General features: G+C 52.1%; 16 protein-coding genes. 11 read left to right on the top strand and 5 right to left on the bottom strand.

The features are described 5' to 3' along the window. Positions 1-7 precede the first annotated feature (7 nt). The 3 genes from J7439_RS07600 to fabA form a co-directional block, all read right to left on the bottom strand. A complete protein-coding gene (locus tag J7439_RS07600; protein ID WP_209201230.1) occupies positions 8-1,423 on the bottom strand; it encodes an L-serine ammonia-lyase in 1,416 nt (471 codons plus the stop codon). Positions 1,424-1,810: 387 nt separating this feature from the next. Then, positions 1,811-3,025, bottom strand: coding sequence for a beta-ketoacyl-ACP synthase I (fabB, locus tag J7439_RS07595; protein ID WP_209201229.1), 1,215 nt, complete (start codon positions 3,023-3,025; stop codon positions 1,811-1,813). A gap of 95 nt (positions 3,026-3,120) precedes the next feature. Further along, a complete protein-coding gene (gene fabA, locus J7439_RS07590; protein WP_209201228.1) occupies positions 3,121-3,675 on the bottom strand; it encodes a 3-hydroxyacyl-[acyl-carrier-protein] dehydratase FabA in 555 nt (184 codons plus the stop codon). Between the two features lie 602 nt (positions 3,676-4,277). Between fabA and J7439_RS07585 the strand changes: the two genes are divergently transcribed. From J7439_RS07585 to uup, 5 genes are all read left to right on the top strand, one after another. After that, positions 4,278-5,330: an NAD(P)H-dependent glycerol-3-phosphate dehydrogenase gene (locus J7439_RS07585; RefSeq protein WP_209201227.1), complete on the top strand. Its 1,053-nt coding sequence runs from the start codon at positions 4,278-4,280 to the stop codon at positions 5,328-5,330. Positions 5,331-5,396: 66 nt separating this feature from the next. Further along, positions 5,397-5,729 carry a DUF4389 domain-containing protein gene (locus J7439_RS07580; RefSeq protein ID WP_209201226.1) on the top strand — a complete coding sequence of 111 codons (333 nt, stop codon included), beginning with the start codon at positions 5,397-5,399 and terminating at the stop codon, positions 5,727-5,729. A gap of 3 nt (positions 5,730-5,732) precedes the next feature. Continuing rightward, a complete protein-coding gene (sixA, locus tag J7439_RS07575) occupies positions 5,733-6,176 on the top strand; it encodes a phosphohistidine phosphatase SixA (RefSeq protein WP_209201225.1) in 444 nt (147 codons plus the stop codon). Between the two features lie 274 nt (positions 6,177-6,450). Beyond that, the gene (locus tag J7439_RS07570) at positions 6,451-7,692 is read left to right on the top strand and encodes an MFS transporter (protein WP_209201224.1); all 1,242 of its coding nucleotides are present in this window, start codon (positions 6,451-6,453) and stop codon (positions 7,690-7,692) included. Between the two features lie 117 nt (positions 7,693-7,809). Beyond that, positions 7,810-9,711, top strand: coding sequence for an ATP-binding cassette ATPase Uup (gene uup / locus J7439_RS07565; protein ID WP_209201223.1), 1,902 nt, complete (start codon positions 7,810-7,812; stop codon positions 9,709-9,711). A 50-nt stretch (positions 9,712-9,761) separates the two neighbouring features. Here uup and J7439_RS07560 read toward each other — a convergent pair whose 3' ends face one another. Next, positions 9,762-10,202, bottom strand: a complete 441-nt coding sequence (locus J7439_RS07560; protein ID WP_209201222.1) for a universal stress protein — start codon at positions 10,200-10,202, stop codon at positions 9,762-9,764. A gap of 530 nt (positions 10,203-10,732) precedes the next feature. Here J7439_RS07560 and fadB point away from each other — a divergent pair. The 6 genes from fadB to J7439_RS07530 all read left to right on the top strand — a co-directional run bounded on the left by fadB (position 10,733) and on the right by J7439_RS07530 (position 21,753). Next, a complete protein-coding gene (gene fadB / locus J7439_RS07555; protein ID WP_209201221.1) occupies positions 10,733-12,880 on the top strand; it encodes a fatty acid oxidation complex subunit alpha FadB in 2,148 nt (715 codons plus the stop codon). A gap of 71 nt (positions 12,881-12,951) precedes the next feature. Continuing rightward, positions 12,952-14,124, top strand: coding sequence for an acetyl-CoA C-acyltransferase FadA (gene fadA, locus J7439_RS07550; RefSeq protein WP_209278070.1), 1,173 nt, complete (start codon positions 12,952-12,954; stop codon positions 14,122-14,124). A gap of 422 nt (positions 14,125-14,546) precedes the next feature. Further along, positions 14,547-16,025, top strand: coding sequence for an LDL receptor domain-containing protein (locus tag J7439_RS07545; protein WP_209201220.1), 1,479 nt, complete (start codon positions 14,547-14,549; stop codon positions 16,023-16,025). A gap of 171 nt (positions 16,026-16,196) precedes the next feature. Continuing rightward, positions 16,197-18,170: a hypothetical protein gene (locus tag J7439_RS07540; protein WP_209201219.1), complete on the top strand. Its 1,974-nt coding sequence runs from the start codon at positions 16,197-16,199 to the stop codon at positions 18,168-18,170. 236 nt (positions 18,171-18,406) lie between these two features. Continuing rightward, positions 18,407-21,220, top strand: a complete 2,814-nt coding sequence (locus J7439_RS07535) for a hypothetical protein (RefSeq protein ID WP_209201218.1) — start codon at positions 18,407-18,409, stop codon at positions 21,218-21,220. Positions 21,221-21,315: 95 nt separating this feature from the next. After that, on the top strand, positions 21,316-21,753 hold the full coding sequence (locus J7439_RS07530; RefSeq protein WP_209201217.1) for an IS66 family transposase: 438 nt from the start codon (positions 21,316-21,318) through the stop codon (positions 21,751-21,753). Between the two features lie 280 nt (positions 21,754-22,033). Here the strand turns inward: J7439_RS07530 and J7439_RS07525 are convergent. After that, the coding region (locus J7439_RS07525) for a hypothetical protein (protein WP_209201216.1) at positions 22,034-22,408 on the bottom strand (375 nt) is incomplete at its 5' end.

Raw genomic sequence — 22,408 nt, 5'->3', positions numbered from 1 at the left:
GCCGCTTTCAGGATACCATTCTGACGATTTTGATCGGTTGTGCCCTGGCATAAACGGCCAGACCACCCAATGAGGTTTCCCGGTATTTGGCCTGAAGATCCAGCCCTGTCCGGTACATGGTTTCAATGCAGCTGTCCAGCGACACCGCATGGTCACCATCGCCACGCATGGCCAGACGGGACGCGGTGATGGCCTTGATGGCGGCCATGCCATTGCGCTCAATGCAGGGAATCTGCACTAATCCTGCGATGGGGTCGCAGGTCATGCCCAGATGATGTTCCATGCCAATTTCAGCGGCATTCTCCACCTGTTCCATGGTGGCACCCTGAACGGCAGCCAGTGCTGCGGCGGCCATTGAGCATGCAGAGCCTACTTCAGCCTGACAGCCCGCTTCGGCTCCGGAAATCGACGCATTCATCTTGATCAGCGAGCCAATGGTGGCGGCTGTGGCAATAAAATCGCGAATTCCCTGCTGATTATTTCGCGAGATAAAGCGGGTGTAATAGGCCAGCGTCGCCGGGATAACGCCAGCAGCCCCGTTGGTCGGTGCAGTGACCACACGGCCCCCGCAGGCATTTTCTTCGTTAACGGCCATGGCAAACAGGGTTACCCAGTCCATGATGGCAAAGTGATCCATCAGCATGGCGTCAGGGTTGCTGGTCAGATTTTTATGCATATTCGCGGCACGGCGCTTCAGGCCGCTGACCGGAAGAGTGCCTTCCATACGCAGGCCCCTTTCGATGCAGGCGTGCATGACTGTCCAAATGGCATCAATCTTGTCGTTTACCAGGTCCACATCACCCTGATGTCGGGCAACTTCATTGTCAATGGTCAACTGAGCAATGGTCAGGTTGTGCTCATGGCACAGATCAAGAAGCTCGGCGGCCGTTCTGAAAGGATAGGGAATCTGACCGGAATCTTCAGCGCTGTTGGCCGCCTCTGGCTGATTGTACTCTTCGGCACTGACCACAAAGCCTCCGCCAATAGAGAGATAAGACTTGTAATAAATTACTACACCATTGTTGTCGGAAGCGAAAATTCGCATGCCATTGGGGTGCTCAGGCAGCGTTTCGCCGTTATGGAAAATCAGGTGCGAATCGTAATCAAAGACAATGGGGTGTTTGCCGGCCAGGTTGAGGGCTTTATTGGTTTTGATATGCGCAAAAATCTGATCAGCCTCATCGGGATCAATAGTGTCCGGGCGATAACCGGCCAGGCCGAGCAGGGTGGCCTTGTCGGTGCCATGGCCAACACCCGTCAGCGCCAGCGAGCCATAAAGACCAACTCGAATGGATGAGATACTGGACAGGGTGCCTTTTTCTTCCAGCTCCTTCAGAAAGCGGTGTCCAGCCCACATTGGGCCTACCGTGTGAGAGCTGGATGGGCCAATGCCCGTTTTGAAAATATCAAAAATGCTGAGCATAGTGTTTACTGGCTCGGAAAAAGGTTAAAAAGAAAACGGCGGATTTCTGATGCCTGTCAGGGTGTTGCTGCTGTGCAGCCCGTGGCTTTTTGAGGCACTTTTACCTGAAAAGTTCTTGTCCTGTCCTTGTCCTGTTCTATTGTGCCGTCATTTGTTCGGGACTGATATTGCGGCAGTGCTACACGCTCCCCCGGTTTTCCGAATGATAACTGTGACTGTTCCGGGGCAATTTCACTTAAGCGACAGAATTATGACAGGATTAAGCTGCCCGGACGTATCATCAGGGCTGATATCTAGTGACTAGTGATTGGCTTAACTGCTTTTTACATTGACAGAAACCGGATCCTCAGGGTCTCGGGGCTGTTGCGAAACCCTGAGGAAAAATGATTACTGGTAACGCTCAAATACCAGGCAGGCGTTGGTGCCACCAAAGCCAAAGCTGTTGGACATAATCCGGTTCAGTTTTTGTTCGCGGGCTTCACCGGTCAGGATGGGCAGGTTTTTAGCCGCTTCATCCAGGTTCTGAACATTAGCAGAAGCGGTGATGAAGTTGTGCTTCATCATCAGCAGGCAGTATATGGCTTCCTGAACGCCAGCAGCACCCAGAGAGTGGCCGGAAAGTGATTTGGTGGAGCTGATCACTGGCATCTGATCGCCAAATACCTCAGTAAGCGCTTTCAACTCAGCCACATCACCGACCGGGGTGCTGGTGCCGTGAGTATTGATGTAATCAATAGGGGCGTTAATGGTTTCCATGGCCATGCGCATACAGCGTGCAGCGCCTTCACCAGACGGAGCTACCATGTCATAGCCATCGGAAGTGGCACCATAGCCGGTGATTTCAGCGTAAATCCTGGCACCACGGGCTTTGGCGTGCTCCAGCTCTTCCACCACAATCATGCCGCCGCCACCGGCGATAACGAAGCCATCCCGGTCAGCATCATAGGCACGGGAAGCCTGCTCAGGGGTGTCATTGTACCTGGTGCTCAGTGCCCCCATGGCATCGAACAGACCGGTTTGCGTCCAGTGTTCCTCTTCACCACCACCGGCAAAGACGATGTCCTGCTTGCCTAGCTGGATCTGTTCAATGGCATTGCCAATACAGTGTGCGCTGGTGGCACAGGCAGAGGTAATTGAGTAGTTAACGCCCTTGATTTTAAACGGGGTGGCAAGGCAGGCCGACACGGTACTGCCCATGGTGCGGGTAACCCGGTAGGGGCCGACGCGCTTGACACCTTTTTCTCTCATGATGTCTGCAGAGTCGACAATATTTTCTGACGAGGCTCCGCCAGAAGCCGCAATCAGTCCGGTACGGGGGTTGGAAACCAGATCTTCAGTCAGGCCCGCATCGTCGATGGCCTGCTTCATGGCAATATAGGCATAGGCAGCGGCGTTGCCCATGAAGCGCAGGGTTTTGCGGTCAATAAACTGTTCGAAATCGATGTCTACTGTGCCGGACACCTGGCTGCGGAAACCATGCTCCTTATAGCTTTCATTGAAGCGAATACCGGAGCGCCCAAGTTTAAGGCTCTCGGCTACCTCATCCTGGGTGATACCCAGGCAGGATGTGATGCCAATCCCTGTAACTACAACACGTTTCATTGATGTCAACCTGAATAGCCTGTTTAAGTCAGAAAAAAACCAGAGTCAGATCCCGGTTATCCCTCCCGTCCAGCGGGCAAGAGGGAGCAGGGAAATCAGAAAGCGTCAGTGTTCTGGAAAAGACCTACCCGCAGTCCTTCCGCGGTGTAAATTTCCCGGCCATCAACACTGACTGATCCATCAGCAATGCCCAGAACCAGTTTGCGTGCGATGATACGTTTAATATCAATACGGTATGTTACTTTTTTGCTGGTGGGCAGAATCTGGCCGGTAAATTTTACCTCGCCACTGCCAAGGGCGCGTCCCCGGCCGGGGTTGCCCATCCAGCCCAGGTAGAAGCCAACCAGCTGCCACATGGCGTCAAGTCCGAGACATCCGGGCATAACAGGGTCTCCCGGAAAGTGGCAGGAGAAGAACCAGAGGTCCGGATTGATATCCAGTTCTGCGATGATCTCGCCTTTGCCATAGGCTCCGCCCTGTTCAGAAATGCGAACGATGCGGTCAAGCATCAACATATCAGGGGCCGGGAGCTGAGCATTACCAGCACCAAAAAGCTCACCCTGTGAACAGCGTAACAAATCTTCTTTGCTGAAAGCTTCTTGTTGGCTAACGGCTTCTTGTCTGAGGCCAGATTTCGATGGTTGCTTCATTCGTTTATTGGTTCCTGGAAGGTCCAGCACCTGCATGGCATCAGGCCAGTGATGACACCCGGGAGCCGATACTATGATCGGGACTTCCCTGCCGATACGGCATTCACATCAGGGGCCGATGACCCCGCTTAATCCTGACAGTCTTGCAAAATGCATTACTATCGTTCCGGTGAGGAACTATACCATTGCTTTTTATCTGTGATAGTGCTGTTGGGCTCTTTGTAACAAAAAGACAACACTGAGCCACTGAAACAGTGGCCAATGATAAGTGTCATAGCATTTTATTACCAGAGAGTTGATCAGCGTCAGGCCTGTTGCATCACTGGCATAATTTGGCAAAGTACCGGCAAAGGCCAAAGAGTCTGTGAAGGCGTATGGCGTATATTGCTAAACGGGAAGTAAAGGTAATACAGTCGGGAATGGTTTTCTAGCATTGCACAATCGTACAATATTGAGGAGCATTACCTTGATTCGAAAAAAAATTCAGTTTCTGGTAGCTATCTTCTGTGCAACGCTTTTTACTGGTGTGATTAAATAAAGCTTTTACCGCAGACCTCAAGAGATTTTGATGCAGTTTTTGCGGGTAAAACGGGATTAACTATATGACAGACAGGCCACATGGCACCGCAGAAAATGGCGGTACTGGGGAATATACAATCGCTGTTCTTGGTGGCGGCAGTTTTGGTACGGCTCTGGCTGATATCTCCGCCACCAATGGCCACAGGGTGAAGCTCTGGATGAGAGATGCAGAGCAGGTCAGGAGTATTAATGATGACCATGTGAATGCCAGGTATCTTCCCGAGTTCAGGATTCATCCCTCCGTTAGCGCAAGCACGGATCTGTCGGCGGTGGTCGCTGATGCTGATATCGTTTTTATTGCCATTCCCAGCAAATCTTTCCGGGAGGTGGTCAGAAAAACCAACGGACTGCTTTGTGGCAAGATAGTGATCAGTACCACGAAAGGTATCGAACCCGTTACCTTTGATCTGATGAGTCAGATTCTGATGGAAGAGCTGGAAAACCCTCGTATCGGTGTTCTGAGCGGACCGAACCTGGCCGGTGAAATCATTGCCAAGGCTCTGACAGCCACGGTGATTGCCAGTGACGATGAAGATCTTTGCCAGGTTATACAGTCGGTATTGCACTGTGATTACTTCAGGGTTTACTCCAACACGGATGTTTATGGTGTCGAATTGGCAGGTGCTTTAAAGAATATTTATGCCATAGTCTCTGGCATGGGAGCGGCACTGGGCATGGGTGAGAATACCCAAAGTATGCTGATTACCCGGAGCCTTGCGGAGATGAGTCGCTTTGCGGTAACGCTCGGCGCTAATCCCATGACATTTTTGGGATTGGCCGGGGTGGGTGATCTTGTGGCTACCTGCACGTCTGACCTGAGTCGAAATTTCCGGGTTGGTTATGCCCTGGGCCAAGGCTGTTCGCTTGATCAAGCTGAGGCGAAACTGGGACAGGTGGCAGAAGGGGTGAACACCCTGAAGCAGGTAAAGCAAAAGGCCGATCAACTGGGGGTCTATATGCCGCTGGTGGATGGTTTGTACAGCATTATTTTTGAGGGCAATGCCATTGGTGCGCTGGTTAAGGGAATGATGCTCCGGGAACAGAAAACCGATGTGGAGTTTATGTCCACGCAGTAACTGAATCTGAATAATACAACTTTTCTTTAGAGAATACGGGCTTAAAAGACTATGGAGAGAAGCGTGATGGATGAGAAAGTAGTTAATAACCTTAAATCGGAGTCTCGTTGGTTGAGGCTGGTCTTTATGGTGGTTTTCGGCGTTGTGGCTTATCTTGCTGCTTTTCTGGTGATGCTGATGGCAATTGTTCAGGCGGTTCACGGGTTTATTATGAGCGAACCCAATGATCGTCTGTTAAAATTCAGTGCCGGTGTGAATCAGTACATTTACCAGATTGCCGGGTTTCTGACCTACAACTCTGATACTAAACCCTATCCATTCTCAGACTGGCCTGTCCCTGGTGGAGACAGAGCGTCAGGCGATGATGAGAAAGAACTGAACGGATCGGATAATGATTAAATCATGAAACTTATCATTATGCGCCACGGTCAGGCATCATGGTCTGCCCCTTCGGATAAGGAAAGGGACCTCACTGAGCAGGGTATCCGTGAGGTCAGGGATACCGTTGCTTTATTGGCTGCTCAGCGGGTAGATTGTGTGTTTGCCAGCCCGTATCTTCGGGCTCAGCAAACGGCCCATATCGCGGCAGAGGCGTTTGGGCTCAGGGTTGCAACGCTGGACGAGCTGGAGCCTGATGGTAACCCGGTAAAAGTACTCGACGCTCTCCCGGGCTCCGGCGTAGTACTATTGGCCAGTCATATGCCCATAGTCGGTTATCTGACCGGTTTACTATGCGACGGAACCCCTAAGGTTGGCCCTTCCTTCCAAACCGGCATGGCTCTGGTTCTGGAGGCGGATATTCTTGCTCCCGGAATGGGGCGGGTCATTGAGCGTATTATCCCTTAACCTCAGAGACTATTGGTTCGCATAAGAACAGCCGTTTACTTTCAGAATTCCAGAGCATTTTCCCTGATTGTGGAAAATATTATTTTTCCCCTGTTTTCGGGCTTTAAGTCTGCCTCTTAAAGCCATTTATGGTTAATAGATTCAAATTTCTGTCTACTCTGGTGATTTTTTAATGAACTTATTAATTGTCATCTAATCTAACCCTGCTCTGACCCCATGTTGAAAACATTTTATATAGGGAAAGGGTATTAGGGATAGTTAGGGAGTAAGTACGGTGGCGACAAGTTCTATAAGCCTCAGAGGCATTATTATCTGCTCAATAGCAGCATTGTTCTGTTCGTATCAATTTATGCTTCAGGGGGCACCATCGGTAATGGTGCCTCAGTTGATGTCGGCTTTCGATCTTGATGTGGCAGATATCGGTTGGTTAACCAGCAGTTTCCTCTGCTTTTATCTTCTGTTTCAGGTTCCGGGAGGCTACCTGGCGGATCGCTGCAATGCCCGGCTATTACTGGTGGTTTGCTGTGTATTGATGGCTGTTGGCTGTTACTGGTTCAGTGTTTCTGAAACCATGTTGTCAGCCAGCGCATCCCGGGCATTTATGGGCGTGATGACCTCCCCGGTGATTGTGGTATGCATGAATCTGGCCAGTCGCTGGTTTCCGGAACGTTATTTTCCAACCCTTGCGGGGGCAATTGAAGCTTTTGGGCTGGCCGGTGGCGGGCTTGGCCCACTGATACTGCCGAATCTTATGGAAGCCTATGGGTGGCAGGGTGCCATGCAGGCCGCCGCCATTTTTGGTGCTGTACTTGCTGCCCTGATTGCCGTCTTTGTGAAAAGCACGCCGCCGGTCTCCGTCAGTGATGCCAGGTTGCATGATGTGACCTGTGGAGGTGGTTCTGAGACTGACCCCAGCGAAAAGGTGCCATTTGATCGGGCCTCTTTAATCCTGTGCTGTTTGTATGGTTTTGGCCTGTTTGCCGTCATTACCAGTTTTGCTGGTTTGTGGGGAATTCCTTTCTTCTATGAGCGTTTTCCCGGTGAGCAGGAAGCGGTTGCTGATATGGTTGCGTTGATTTTTGTCGGTGCCGCTATTGGTGCTCCTCTGCTGGGCTGGCTGGCCTGCCTGGTTGGGTCAATGCGCAAGGTGATGGTGGTTTGCGCAATCGCTTCTCCTGTGTTGTTCAGTTTGCTGATCTTCTGCCCATGTTCCATGCTGGTCATGTCCATGATCTGTTTTATGGCCGGGATCAGCAGTGTTGGCTATATGCTGGCATTCTCCGTGGTGAAAAGCATCAGTCCACCGGAACGGATTGGCGTCCTGCTGGCGATTACCAATGGTTCCATGTTGCTGGCAGGTCCGGTTATGCAGCTGATCATCGGGTTTATCCTGGAGGGGCTCGGGCATGATGGCCTGGGTGCCTTGTCCATTGAGGACTACCAGCTGGCTTTTGTGCCTTTATTGCTTTGTCAGCTGATGGCTTTGATAGTAGCGATTTGCCTGAAAAAACAGTGATACTGCTACCCATTGCCAGTGGTTGGCGTTATTCTATTTTGTTTTTTCAACACTTTCGGTTGTTAAGCCTTTGCAGGTGCGGATAGCTGGCAAAGGACTTCACCTCCTGGATGGATAATGCCGTTACTTAGATTCGAAAAGGTCAGCCTGGCTTATGGTGACCAACCCCTGCTGGATCATACCGAGTTTCAGATTCGAAAAGGTGAGAGAGTCTGCTTATTGGGCCGCAATGGCGCAGGCAAATCTACCTTAATGAAGCTGGTGTCCGGCACTATCCTGCCTGATGATGGCACCCTCTGGCGTAAGCCTGGACTGAAGGTAGGGGTTTTGAATCAGGACCTTCCTGACCAGGATGAAAAGAAAGTTTATGATGTGGTTGCCTCAGGCCTTGAGGCGGTCGGTGAACTGATCAGTCGTTACCACACCCTATCCATGAATATCAGCACTGACGCTGATATGAAAGCACTGGAGAAAGTCCAGCAGCAGCTGGAGTCCGTGGATGGCTGGAGCCTCAGCCAGAAGGTGGATACGGTTATTCAGAAACTGGGTCTTCCGGCTGAAAAACAGATGAAAGAACTGTCCGGTGGCTGGCGTCGGCGGGTGGAACTGGCCAGGGCGCTGGTGGGCGACCCTGATCTGCTATTGCTGGATGAGCCTACGAACCATCTTGATATTATTGCCATTGACTGGCTTGAGAAACAGCTGAAAGATTTCTCCGGAGCCTTGCTGTTTATTACCCACGACCGTTCATTTCTACAGTCGCTGGCGACCCGGATTATTGAGCTGGATCGGGGGCAGCTGACCAGCTGGGAGTGCGACTATAAAACCTTCCTGGAGCGCAAGGCTCATGCTCTTGAAGTAGAGGCTGAGCAAAATGCCCTGTTCGATAAAAAACTGGCGCAGGAAGAGGTGTGGATTCGTCAGGGAATTAAAGCTCGCCGTACCCGTAACGAAGGGCGGGTTCGGGACCTGAAAAAACTCAGGGAGGAGCGTCGTCAGCGCCGTGAGGTGCAGGGCAATGCCAGCTTTGGACTGGAACAGGGCGAAGCGTCAGGCAAGCTGGTGCTGGAGGCCAAACATATTGCCCAGTCGTTTGATCAGCATACTGTCATCAAAGATTTCAATCTCCGGCTGATGCGCGGTGACAAGATTGGCTTGATTGGTGCCAACGGGGCAGGGAAGTCAACGCTGCTCAGTATCCTTCTGGGCAATCTCAAGCCAGAAGCTGGATCTGTCAAAATGGGGACCAGGCTTGAGGTGGCTTATTTTGACCAGCTGCGCAATCAGCTGGACCTTGAAAAAACCGTGATTGATAACGTGGCTGAAGGTCGTGAGAGTATCACCATCAATGGCTCAAGTCGGCATGTTATTGGCTATCTGGGAGATTTCCTGTTTCCACCCGGTCGTTGTCGTGTGCCGGTCAAGGCGCTTTCCGGCGGGGAAAGAAACCGATTATTGCTCGCGCGTTTGTTCAGTAAACCCGCCAATTTGCTGGTAATGGACGAGCCTACCAACGACCTTGATGTTGAGACTCTGGAGCTTCTGGAATCCTTGCTGGTGGATTTCACTGGCACCATTCTGCTGGTCAGTCACGACCGGACATTCCTGGATAATGTGGTATCGAGTACTTTGGTATTTGAACCAGGTGGTCATATCAGTGAGTATGTGGGTGGATTTGATGACTGGTTGCACCAGGGCGGTTCGATTTCAAGCCTGGTAGCGGAACCGCAGGTGGTTAAAAAAGAGGAAAAGGCGAAAGCGCCACCCAGTCAGCCTGAAGCCACCAGCAAGCCAGTGAAAAAGAAACTCAGTTACAAACTGCAACGCGAGCTTGATGCTTTGCCGGAGGAGATTGAGGCACTTGAAGAAGAGCTTGGTCAGCTGGAGGCTCAAACTGCTGAGTCGAGTTTTTATCAGGGAGATCAGTCCGAAGTCCAGACTGTGCTTAACAGGCTGTCTGAGCTCAATGAGTTGATAGAACAGAAAATGGAACGGTGGGAAGAGTTGGATAATATGTAGGTATTCACAAGAGCCACAGGTGTCGACTGTGGCTCTTTTTTATAACAGGCTTAGCTGTTTTTACCGACTCTCACTGCCAGTACATCGCAACCGGCACCATGCAGGATGCTGGTTGATGTAGAGCCTAAAATCAGTGCCAGTCCATGACGGCCGTGGCTGCCAACCACAATCAGGTCAACGTCTGACTCTTCGGCTATCCGGTGAACCTCACGCTCGGGTCGGCCATAGACCACATGCTGTTCACCTTTCTTCAGCTGGATGGAATCGGCCAGGCGGGCGATGCGTTCTTTTGCCTGTTCGGTGATTTCATCCTGCAAGGTGGTGAGGTCGAGAGGGATATCGCTGCCATAGGCAACGCTGAGTGGCTCGACAACATGAACCATGGTCAGTCTCGCCTGGTGTTTTTCGGCAATGGATTTGGCTTTCTCGAGCACCTCGTCGGCTTCGTCGGACAAATCGATCGCAACCAGAATATGCTTGTAGAGGCTCATAAGCTGTCTTCCTTCTTGAATAGATGCAAAAAGTGATCCGCCCTGTAACATCTGGATGGCCAGACCGCTGTCGCGATTCCTCATGATCATCAATAAGATGGATTGAGGAGTTCATGGAGGGCATGAATGCTTCTAAAGTCATGGCATTTCCATTGTAAGGCCTATCCTGGTTTTATTCATCGTTTTATTAGCTGTCTGTCCGGTAATTTTCCATCAGCAATGCTCCGGATTCGGAAGTGGCTATTTTCTGGATGAGTAATCTTGTGTAACTGTGGGGAAAAGGTGGCATCTTCATGGTGTTTCAGGCTTGACTTTAAACACCATTTCACAGAAGGTAGGCACTAAATTCAAACAGCCGTATGAATTTGCTGGGATGCACTTGGTAATTGCCAGGGTAAAGTCAGGAAGTAAAGCAATAATAATCAGATAGCTGCCATAGTTCATGTAACACTTGCATCAGCCCTGTTAATGAAAGGTTGGTCGCCTCAGTATGGTTAGCCTGTCTATCTTCAATCCGAAAGGAGAAGTTCATGATCTACCAGGGGAAGGCATTCAGGGTTTTGCCTGTGGAAGATGGTATCGCCGAATTGCAGTTCAATCTCGAAGGCGAAAGTGTCAATAAGTTCAGTCACTCTGCTATTGAGGATCTGGAGGCTGCGCTGGAGGCCATCCGTGCTGATGAAGCGGTCAAAGGCCTTATTCTCACCAGTGGTAAGGATGTATTTATCGTTGGTGCTGATATCAATGAATTCACCCAGACCTTCAAGCAGGATGATGAGACGTTATTGACCGGAGTGATGACGGTAAATAAGGTCTTCTCCGGTTTTGAAGATCTTGACATACCAACAGTCGCTGCCGTGAATGGCATTGCCCTGGGAGGCGGTTTTGAGATCTGCCTGTGTGCCGATTACCGGGTTCTTTCCACAGAGGCCAAGGTAGGCTTGCCGGAAGTCAAGCTGGGTATCTATCCGGGCTGGGGTGGTACCGTCAGGTTGCCAAGGTTGATTGGTGCAGATAACGCCGTTGAGTGGATTGCCAGTGGCAAAGAGTATCGCCCCGATGCCGCGCTGAAAGCAGGAGCGGTTGATGCCGTGGTTGCGCCTGAAAAACTGAAAGATTCTGCGGTAGCCCTGGTGCGTCGCTGCCTGGATGGTGAACTGGATTATCAGGCCAGAAAGCAGGAGAAAAAAGGCAAGCTGAAACTGCCGCCGATTGAATCGATGATGGTGTTTGAAACCTCATCTGCCGTGGTAAAACAGCAGGCCGGGCCACACATGCTGGCACCGATAGCGGCAGTCAAAACCATCCAGAAGCACGCCTTCATGGACCGTGACAAGGCCCTTGAAGTGGAAGCCAAAGGGTTTATCAAACTGGCCAAGTCTTCCGTGTGTAATGCCCTGGTTGGCCTGTTCCTGAACGATCAGTTCCTTAAGAAAAAGGCCAGGGATTCTGCCAGTATTGCCGCTGAAACCAACAAGGCGGCGGTGTTGGGTGCGGGCATCATGGGTGGTGGTATTGCCTATCAGTCTGCACTGAAAGGTACGCCCATCCTGATGAAAGATATCAATCAGGACGGACTGGATCTTGGTCTTTCCGAAGCCACCAAACTGCTCTCCAAACGGGTTTCCCGGGGGCGGATGGATGCCAGCAAGATGGGCAGTGTACTGAATAAGATTGTACCTACGCTGTCCTATGGTGACTTCGAGGGCGTCGATGTTGTTGTTGAAGCCGTTGTGGAAAATCCCAAGGTCAAGAAGGCCGTTCTGGCCGACGTAGAAAACCAGGTGTCAGAGAACGCTGTCCTGACGTCCAACACCTCCACTATTTCCATCAATGAACTGGCCAGGGACCTGAAACGTCCGGAACAGTTCTGTGGCATGCACTTCTTTAACCCTGTTCATGCGATGCCATTGGTTGAGGTTATCCGTGGCGAGAAGACCAGCGATGCCACCGTAGCAACCGTGGTTGAGTACGCTCGCAAGATGGGTAAAACACCCGTGGTGGTTAATGACTGCCCAGGGTTTATGGTGAACCGCGTCCTGTTCCCCTACTTTGGCGGCTTCGCTGGCTTGCTCCGTGATGGTGCCGACTTCCAGCAGGTGGATAAGGTCATGGAGCGCTTTGGCTGGCCAATGGGACCTGCCTATCTTATGGATGTGGTGGGTATTGATACCGGTAACCATGGTCAAAGCGTCATGACTGACGGGTATCCGGATCGCATGAAGCGTGACTTCAAAACCGCTGTTGATGTGTTGTATGAAAACCAGCGCTATGGCCAGAAAAACGGTGCCGGTTTCTATAAGTACGAACAGGATAAAAAAGGCAAGCCAAAGAAGGTGGTCGATGAGGCGGTTTACAGCCTGTTCAGTGAGGTGTGCGCTGAACAAAAACCTTTTGATGATGAGGAAATCATCGCCCGCATGATGATCCCACTGTGCATGGAAACCGTTCGTACCCTTGAAGATGGCATTGTTGATTCCGTCGCTGAAGCGGATATGGCACTGATTATGGGTATTGGCTTCCCTCTCTTCCGTGGTGGTGCCCTGAAGTATATTGACACCATAGGTGTGGCGGAGTTTGTTGAGCTTGCCGACAAGTACGCTCATATCAGCCCACTGTATGCGCCGACTGACAAACTTCGGGAAATGGCTCGTGAAGGCAAGACCTTCTACGGTTGATGGCTCTGTGAGTAACCAGGTGAGTCTTACGTTATTGAACCATTTTCAGGGACTATAAAAGAGAGAATATCATGAGCCTGAATCCAAGAGATGCTGTAATTGTTGACTACGGGCGTACCCCCATGGGTCGTTCCAAGGGCGGCATGTATCGTAATGTCCGTGCTGACAACCTGTCTGCCGAGTTGATTACCGGCGTACTTAACCGCAATCCTGAATTGAACCCGGCGGAGGTGGAAGATGTTATCTGGGGTTGCGTAAACCAGACCCTGGAGCAGGGTTGGAACATCGCCCGAATGGCATCGCTGATGTCACCCATTCCCAATACTTCCGCAGGCCAGACGGTCAGCCGTTTGTGCGGATCCTCCATGAGTGCCCTGCAGACAGCCGTTCAGGCTATTCAGACCAATAACGGTGATGTCTTTGTGGTCGGCGGTGTCGAGCACATGGGGCATGTGGGCATGATGCACGGGGTTGACCCGAACCCAAGGTTGTCCAAATACGGTGCCAAGGCTGCCGGTATGATGGGGCTGACCGCAGAAATGCTGGGCAGCATGCATGGCATCAGCCGCCAGGCACAGGATGAATTTGGTGCCCGGTCACACCAGCGGGCCTGGGCTGCCACCGAAGCGGGTAACTTCAAAGATGAAATTATCCCGATGCAGGGGCATGATGCAGACGGCAACCTCCGTCTTTTCACTCAGGATGAAACCATTCGCCCGGAAACAACGGTAGAAGCACTGTCACAGCTTAAGCCTGCATTTAACCCCAAGGGGACAGTGACCGCAGGAACGTCTTCACAGATTACCGATGGCGCTTCCTGTATGATCGTTATGTCTGCCCAGCGGGCTAAAGATCTCGGTTTGCAGCCCATGGCGGTGGTCAGGGCCATGGCGGTTGCCGGAGTTGATCCTTCCATTATGGGGTACGGACCGGTTCCCAGCAGTAAGAAAGCCCTTAAGCGTATCGGCTTGACCATCGATGATATTGATCATGTAGAGCTGAATGAGGCGTTTGCTGCCCAGGCACTGCCCGTCCTGAAAGACCTTAAATTGCTGGATAAGATGGAGGAAAAGGTTAACCTGAATGGTGGTGCCATTGCTCTCGGTCATCCCTTTGGCTGCTCCGGTGCCCGAATTTCCGGAACACTGCTGAATGTGATGAAACAGAATGGCGGCACCCTCGGGCTGGCAACCATGTGTGTTGGCCTTGGTCAGGGTATCACTACCATTTTTGAAAGGGTTTGAACGACGTTTTGAGGCGTCTGTTGTAATCACTTTCTACCATCATACATAAGCCCGGTTTTGTCCGGGCTTTTTTTGTCAACGGTTTGGACTCCCACGTTCCCGAGGGTGTTGCGAAAAGACTTAAAAAGAAGGACACCACAAAGGCACAAAGACGCAAAGGTTTTTCTGGGCTTGCCTGAGTTACGCTCAGCAAATCAAAAAGGCTTCCTTTGTGCCTTCGTGTCTTTGTGGTTCAAGGCTTTTATAACTTTTGCAACAAACTCTCCCCCTTGGGAATGCATACCGAACCTTTCCGCAAATGTAGAACTCCATTTTTCCTGTTTTATAAGATTCTTGCGCAATACCCGTTGCGAATAATTCAAACGGTTCTTTTTGATGCCTGAGTCTTGTCTATCCTTGCCTCATTTTGCGAGGTAATAACTTTGATATCCCAATCTGCCGTTCAGTCCACAGGCGCACCCATTGCTTCTGGCTCCGTACCCGATAAGCCAACAGAAAATGGCGGGCTATTTGCCGGGTTTTTAAAGGTCGTCGTTTGGGGCGGTCCGATACTGTTTTTGCGGTCGCTTCATCCCGGTTATATTCCCCCCGGGACGGAGCCGTCGGTGCAACCGGATGAAGGTCCGGCCTTCACTTTTGGCAGCCCCGATGGGCAGGACAGTAGCTTTTTCCAGGGGGTTGAGCTGGGTGCCCGGCTGGTGTCGCCTTATACTGTGCTGCCAGCAGAAACCCGCACGATGCTGGAGGGCATTGTCACCTTTTCCGCAGCGACCCGGCTCAGGTATCTTTTGGGCGCGTTTGGGGCGACGAAAGGTTCGCCACCAGAGCAAAGCCGGGCAGACAGCCCGGTGGATGGCTCCCCAACAAACGACAAAGGCAGGAAAAAAAAGACACCGCAACAAGTACGACAACGGACCAGCCCACCAGCCATCGCCTCCGTCCGGACTGGCCTGCTACCAAAAGCCGCCGTGGCACTGGGTGCCCTGTCCGGCCTGACCGCTGCGGGTGCACAAGTCGCAACGGCAGAAGAGATTACAACGTCTGCACATACGGCAACTTCCATACCAACTACAGAGCCTCAGACACCCTGCGATGATGATCAATTTCGCTGTGACAACGGCCAATGTATTTCTGCCAAAAAACGATGCGATTGGTATGGCTTCGAATGTGACGATGGTTCCGATGAAGTGAGCTGCACACGGCCTGAATGTGAAAAACCAGGGCTGTTTTTTTGCGATAGCTCCAAATGTTTACCTTCCAGATATAAATGTGATGGCACTATAGATTGTAAAGATGGCTCGGATGAAAACTGCACACAGTCTGAATGTGAAAACTTAGAGCAGATTTTTTGCGGTAGCGGCAAATGTATTTCTTTCTTCGATCTATGTGAAGGCTCTAAACATTGTGATGATGGCTTGGATAAGCGGGCGGAGTTATGCAACCCTGTATCTTCCAGCCCTACGCCGCCAATAGTCACGGCCACACCTTCACCGGTGACAGAAACGATGGCGACGGCGTCGAACACTACCATGGAAGTCACCGACCTGCCGGGGGGTACCATTGCGCTGCCTGCCAGTGCGGCACCGCTGGCGATTTCTCTGGGTACTGGTGCAATAGCCGGTATCACCTTGGGGGCTTCTGCCTTTGTGCTGGCAGGTGTATGCATCTATCGTCATTGTTATCGCAGGTCATCCGCTGCCGATGACCCGCAGGAGCTGGTGACCATCAATACTGTGGGTCAGGCACAACAGGCGATTGGTCAACCGATGATAGAAGCCGCCAGGAGTGAGGCAAGAGAGAAACCTTTCGGTGAAGATACTGGCATATATGAATATGTTGATATTGGTAATTCCAGCAGAATGAGAACTGCTGAAGATCATTACAAGGAGTCTAAGGTGTAAACCTTGTACCAAGGGACCCGTCGGCTGACTCATTTCGCAGTCCAGGTCCTACCCCCGGGCTTTTTCCTGATTTATACGATTTTTGCGCTTTGCCCGTTGCGAATAATTCAAACGATTCTTTTTGATGCTTGAGCCTTGTCTATCCTTGCCTTATTTTGCGAGGTAATAACTTTGATATCCCAACCTGCCGTTCAGTCTACAGGCGCACCCATTGCTTCTGGCTCCGTACCCGATCAGCCAACGGAGAATGGCGGGCTATTTGCCGGGTTTTTAAAGGTCGCCGTTTGGGACGGTGCGATCCTGTTTTTGCGGTCGTTTCATCCCGATTATATTCCCCCCGGGATGGAGCCGTCGGCGCAACCGGATGAAGGTCCGGCCTTCACTTTTGGCAGCCCCAATGGGCAGGACAGCTTTTTCCAGGGTGTTGAGCTGGCGGCCCGGCTGGTGTCGCCTAATACTGTGCTGCCAGCGGAGATCCGCACGCTGATGGAGGGCTTAGTCACCCTTTCGGCGGCGGCCCGGCTCACGGATCTTTTTGGTGGGTTGTGTTTGACTGCCGCTTCGGCACAGGGGCTGAGCCAGAAAGACACTACGGTGGACGGCTCCCCAACAAACGACAAAGGCAGGAAAAAAAAGAAACCGCAGCAAACACCACAACGAACCAGCCCACCAGCCACCACCTCCATCGGCACTGGCCAGCTACCGAAAACCGCCGTGGCACTGGGTGCCCTGTCCAGCCTGAGCGCTGCAGCGGCTGCCTCCCTATCCGGCAATAAAACTGAAGGGCCGATTGAGGTGCCGGATGCCAACACCCTGGGCAAGATTGGGCGTGATCCGGCCTATCCACTGAATGGCACTTACCGGCAGACTGCGGATATTGATGGTAGTGACTTGTCCCACTCCATCGGCAATAAAACCCACGCATTTACCGGCCAGTATGATGGCCAGTGTCGTACCATTGGGAATCTCAGCCAGTGCATGGTGAAAGCGCTGAAGGGTGATGTTGATAGCCTGCGTTTTACCAATGCCAGTATACGGTCCAGCGATCCGGCCGGGGTGGTGGCCTGTCGAGTGTCACATGGCGGGACTGCCAGTAATATCCGGGTCGAACATTCTCATGTTACCCGGGAGGGGGATGGCTATGGAGGAACTGGAATTGCAGGAGGCGATATCAGAGGTACTGTTGCCAATATCACAGCCGTTGACTGCTCTGTCAGAGCCAGGGGTGTGACCGGTATCGGCGGAGGCTATGCAAAGGGAACTATCGATAACATCACCGCGATGAACTGCACTGTGGAGGGAAGTTTTGCCGGTATCGGCGTGGGAAGTCTTTATCATGGCAGCGTTGCCAACACCATTGCGATAAACTGCACGGTGAAAACCCATGAGTGCCATGCCGGTATCGGGGCGGGATTAATTTACCACGGTAGCGTTGCCGACACTACAGCGGTGAACTGCAATGTGACAGCGTTCAATGGTCATGCCGGTATCGGGGCAGGGTTAACTTATCATGGCAGTGTTGCCGACACCACAGCGATGAACTGTAAGGTGGCAGTCACCAGTTCTGAAGGCCATTTCAAAGGCCATGCTGGTATCGGGTCAGGGGCTGTTTATGATCATGCCAGCGTTGCCAACACCATGGCCATGAACTGCACGGTGAAAAGCCACGGGGGTGATGCCGGTATTGGGGCGGGGGCAGTAAAAAACGGCACTGTTGCCAACAGTTATGTGGCTAACAGTACCATCGACAGTGAATACGGTAATGCGAATCTTGGCGGAGGGCCTGCCCCCACAAACTGTAATGTCCGTGTCAACGGTGAACTGCAACCAGACAGCGCCGGGGACTGCCGTTACTTGCCGGATCCTTTCTGTGAGGATATTCACCCAAGCCTGGTCAGCCCTGATTGCCAGCCCGGTGACTATCATTTTGGGACAACCAGCGACACTGTCAGCGGGTTTGAGTTATGTCCTGTGCCCGGGGCCACCCTGGCACTGCCCACCGGTGTGGCACCGCTGGCGGCTTCCCTGGGGGGTGGCACAATGGCCGGTATCACTCTGGTGGCTTCGGCCGCTGTGCTGACTGGTGTGGCAGGGATGTATATCTACCGTCAGTATAATCGCAAGTCATCCTCCGCCGGTGCTTGATAAAAGAATTCATCAATTATATTGAAACCCTGTACTAACGGACCCGACGACTGACTCACTACCCAATTCAGGACCCGTCCCCCCGCTTTTTCCTGTTTTATAAGATTCTTGTGCATTACCCGTTGCGCATAATTCAAGCGGTTCCTTTCACCGCCTGAGTCTTGTCTATCCTTGCCTCAGTTTGCGAGGTAATCACTATGATATCCCAACCTGCTGTTCACTCCACAGGCGCACCCATGGCTTCTGGCTCCGTACCCGATCAGCCAACGGAAAGTGACGGGCTATTTGCCGGGTTCTTAACGGTCGCCGTTTGGCGCGTTCCGATCCTGTTTTTGCGGTCGCTTCATCCCGGTTATATTCCTTCCGGGACGCAGCCGCCGGCGCAACCGGATGATGGTCCTGCCTTCACTTTTGGCAGCCCCGATGGGCAGGACAGCAGCTTTTTTCAAGGTGTTGAGCTGGCGGCCCGGCTGGTGTCGCCTTATACCGTGCTGCCAGCGGAGGTCCGCACGATGCTGGAGGGCATTGTCACCTTTTCTGCAGCGACCCGTTTCAGGGATCTTTTGGGCGCTTTTGGGGCGACTGAAGATTCTCCTCCAACGGAAAGTCGGGCAGACATTTCGGAGGACGGCTCCCTAACAAACGACAAAGACAGGAAAAAAAAGAAACCGCAGCAAACACCACAACGAACCAGCCCACCAGCCACCGCCTCCGTCGGCCTTGGCCAGCTACCGAAAGCCGCCGTGGCACTGGGTGCCCTGTCCAGTCTGAGCGCTGCGGCGGCTGCCTCCCCATCCGGCAGTAGAACAGAAGGGCCGATTATTAATGTGACGGATGCCAAAACCCTGCGCAAGATTGGTCTTAAACGTTATTCGGAGGACTACCCACTGAATGGTATTTACCGGCAGATTGCGGATATTTATATTAATGTTACCCACCGGTTCCGCTCCATCGGCAGTGAAAAACGTCCATTTACCGGTGAGTACGATGGTCAAAATCGTAGCATTTATGGTCTGGACCACTGCCTTGTGAAAAATCTGAAGGGTAAAGTTCGTCGCCTGCGCTTTATAGATCCAAATATAAAGAGACGTGGTGGTGGGACAGCTCCGATCGGGGTAGCCGCTTGTAAAATGTCAGACGCCAAAGCCGAGATCAGGGATATTTACGTTGAAGGTTCTGACCTTGATGGTAATAAGGCAAGAGCAGGTATTGCCGTGGGCATAGTTGATAGAGGAACTGTTAATGGCACAACCGCAGTAAACTGCAAGGTGATAACCTTCAATGATGCCGGTATCGGGGCGGGCCGTGTTGATAAAGGAAGCGTTGTCGACACCAGTGCAACGGGCTGCACGGTGGAAACGTCCGGAGGCAGTGCTGGTATCGGAGCGGGGCATGAGAGTTCGTCAAGCGTCGTCAGGACCAAGGCAGTCAACTGCACGGTGGAAAGCGCCGGTTCTTTCGGTAGTGCCGGTATCGGGGTGGGGCTTGGTACCGCTGTCGACACCACAGCAATGAACTGCAATGTGAAAAGCTCGGGTTCTTACGTTAGTGCCGGTATCGGGGTGGGGAATGGGGACGCTACCGACACCACAGCAACGAACTGCAAGGTAACAACCAATGGTGAGGGAAATAATGCCGGTATCGGGTCGGGGGATGGAGGTACTGCTGATAACACCATAGCAAAGAACTGCACGGTAGAAACCTACGGTATTGAGGGGAATGCCGGCATCGGGGTGGGGGGCGGCATCGCTGCCGACACCACAGCAATAAACTGCTGGGTAAAAACCTACGGTAATTCGAGTAATGTCGGCATCGGGGTGGGTAAGGGGGCTGCAGCCGACACTCTGGCAATTAGCTGCACGGTGGAAAACCACGGTTCTTATGGTGGTAGTGCCGGTATCGGAGTGGGTAGGGGGGCTGCTGTCAATACCACAGCGATAAACTGCACAGTGGAAACCTCAGGTGTTTCCAGTTTGGCCGGTATCGGGGCGGGGGTCTCTACTCCTCCTGTTGGAACCGGCGAACCCCATAGAGTTGCTAACACAATGTCATTCAACAGCAAGGTTAAAAACTCCGGTGCTCTTGGTTTTGCCGGTATCGGTTCTGGGCATATTGGCAATGTTGTCAACACAAAGGCCGTAAATAGCACCGTTGAAAGTAGTCAGGCCGGGTTTGCGAATATCCGTGGAGGGCTTAACCCCACTATCTGTGAGGTCCGCGTTAACGATAGACTGCAACGAGACACCATCAGGGATTGCAGTTACTTGCTGGATAATTTCTGTGAAGCTGTTGACCCCCCTCTGGTCAAACCGAATTGCCAGCCCAGTGACTGCTATTTTGAGGCATTAACAGGTGACAGTGTCGCCGGGTTAGAGTTATGTCCTGCTGCTCCGGAAGCCATCCCAACCACTGGCAGCCAAGTCACCGCATCTGCACAAACCTCAACACCAGAAGCAATGACAGCTTCTGCACACACCCTGACTTCCAGCTCAACGCCGCCAACAGTCACCCATCAGATGAGTGAAGTCACCAACGTCTATACCCTGAGTAAAATTGGCACCGACCACGAATCTCCTGAACCGAAAACCATCCCAACCACAACGTCTCCACACACTGCAACTTCCCGTCCAACGCCACCAGCAACAGTAGTACCGACCACGGCAGCACCGGTGCCGACGGCATCGAACACCACCATGAGCTTCCCGGGGGCCACCATGACACTGCCCACCAGTGCGGCACCGCTGGTGACTACCCTGAGTACCGGTGCAATAGCCGGTATTGCGGCTGCCGCGTCTTTTGTGTTGGCAGGTGTGGTGGGGGGGTACATCTACCGTCATTGTTGTCGCAGATCATCCCCCGACGCTGCCGGTGACTGGCAGGAGCTGGTAGCAGTCAATAAAGCGGGGCAGGCACAGGAGGCGGTTGATCAACCGATGATGTTACTTGAGGAACCCGGGGATAAGGGGGGGCACCAGCATGGACACATATATGAAGAGATTGACATTTACAATCCCCGCAGAATGAGAACCGCCAGAGCGCCTGATTATTAATGCAGCCAGAATTATATTGAAACACTTCAGGTAACCATTCGCTAAATCCATTATTCAAGCATCAATAGCCCTGTTCAGCTATCCTTGATTGATGCTTGAAATCACTACGCCTGAATGAACGCATAGCCTCTCAGCGAGATAAAGAACTGGTACGATTACGGCTGGCTGAAAAAGCGGAAAAGGTACTTGAGAGCCTTGTGAACCATTGGGAAGGGCTCTGCCGGTTTATTCAAAATCCGGACATTCCGATGGATAACAATATTGCTGAACAGACGTTGCGAGGTCCCGTGGTTGGCCGGAAAAACTATTACGGCAGCGGGAGCGACTGGAGTATGGAGCTGGCGGCCTGGTTCTTTACGGTGCTGGCAAGCCTGAAGATCTGGAGGATCAATCAGAAGCTGTGGTTGAAGTGCTATCTTGAGGCTTGCATTGTTAATGAACGTAAGCCATCAGAAGATTTAAGCCAGTGGCTACCTTGGCAGATGGATGAAAGTCGTCTCAAAGAATTGCGAATCCATGACCCACCTGGCTGAAAAAAGTTCATCCAGGTCCGTAGCCATTATAAGGCAGGTATTCCTTACCAGTCTTGGTAAGCTGGTTTGCAGGGTTCACTGAATAGTTACCGGGAACTTTTTACTGATTGACTCATCTATCTGTTTTACAGGTAAAAATGAGTTAACCATAAAAAGGCCATTTTCATGAATCAAGCAGCATTTTCAAATATTGAGCTTCGTAGTTTCGTAAAGGCTCCACAAAGCGATGCCGAATCGGGTGTGAGGCAGAATAATCGAAGAAGTTGTGGGACCAGGGCGGTTAAATGGATTGTCCGTCGCCCTTTTCTGGCAATTGCTGGAGCCATTGGGTTGGTTGGGGTTGCGTCTGGTGGCATTTATGGCTTAACCCTTTTAGGTGCGCTCCTGTTGCAACGGCGTTGTCGGGCAGAAATGTAACACTCTCAGGTACAGCAGCTTCTGATGTAACGGTGTTGACTCGTCGAAATGTAACCACCGATACCACGACCACCGCAGCAACCACCACCAAAGCGCCGACCACCGGAGCAACGACCACCGGAGCAACGACCACCGGAGCAACGACCACCGGAGCAACGACCACCGGAGCAACGACCACCGGAGCAACGACCACCGGAGCAACGACCACCGGAGCAACGACCACCGGAGCAACGACCAC

It is taken from the genome of Salinisphaera sp. G21_0, from assembly GCF_017744115.1.
In the GTDB taxonomy this organism is placed as follows: domain Bacteria; phylum Pseudomonadota; class Gammaproteobacteria; order Pseudomonadales; family Endozoicomonadaceae; genus Endozoicomonas.
This window is presented reverse-complemented; position numbering and strand designations above follow the sequence as displayed.

Bases quoted from the DNA above. Each gene is read 5' to 3' on its own strand.
- J7439_RS07560 (WP_209201222.1), bottom strand. From the start codon at position 10,202: ATGAGCCTCTACAAGCATATTCTGGTTGCGATCGATTTGTCCGACGAA.
- fabB (WP_209201229.1), bottom strand. From the start codon at position 3,025: ATGAAACGTGTTGTAGTTACAGGGATTGGCATCACATCCTGCCTGGGT.
- fadB (WP_209201221.1), top strand. From the start codon at position 10,733: ATGATCTACCAGGGGAAGGCATTCAGGGTTTTGCCTGTGGAAGATGGT.
- uup (WP_209201223.1), top strand. From the start codon at position 7,810: ATGCCGTTACTTAGATTCGAAAAGGTCAGCCTGGCTTATGGTGACCAA.
- fadA (WP_209278070.1), top strand. From the start codon at position 12,952: ATGAGCCTGAATCCAAGAGATGCTGTAATTGTTGACTACGGGCGTACC.
- J7439_RS07600 (WP_209201230.1), bottom strand. From the start codon at position 1,423: ATGCTCAGCATTTTTGATATTTTCAAAACGGGCATTGGCCCATCCAGC.
- J7439_RS07535 (WP_209201218.1), top strand. From the start codon at position 18,407: ATGGCTTCTGGCTCCGTACCCGATCAGCCAACGGAAAGTGACGGGCTA.
- sixA (WP_209201225.1), top strand. From the start codon at position 5,733: ATGAAACTTATCATTATGCGCCACGGTCAGGCATCATGGTCTGCCCCT.
- J7439_RS07585 (WP_209201227.1), top strand. From the start codon at position 4,278: ATGACAGACAGGCCACATGGCACCGCAGAAAATGGCGGTACTGGGGAA.
- fabA (WP_209201228.1), bottom strand. From the start codon at position 3,675: ATGAAGCAACCATCGAAATCTGGCCTCAGACAAGAAGCCGTTAGCCAA.
- J7439_RS07580 (WP_209201226.1), top strand. From the start codon at position 5,397: ATGGATGAGAAAGTAGTTAATAACCTTAAATCGGAGTCTCGTTGGTTG.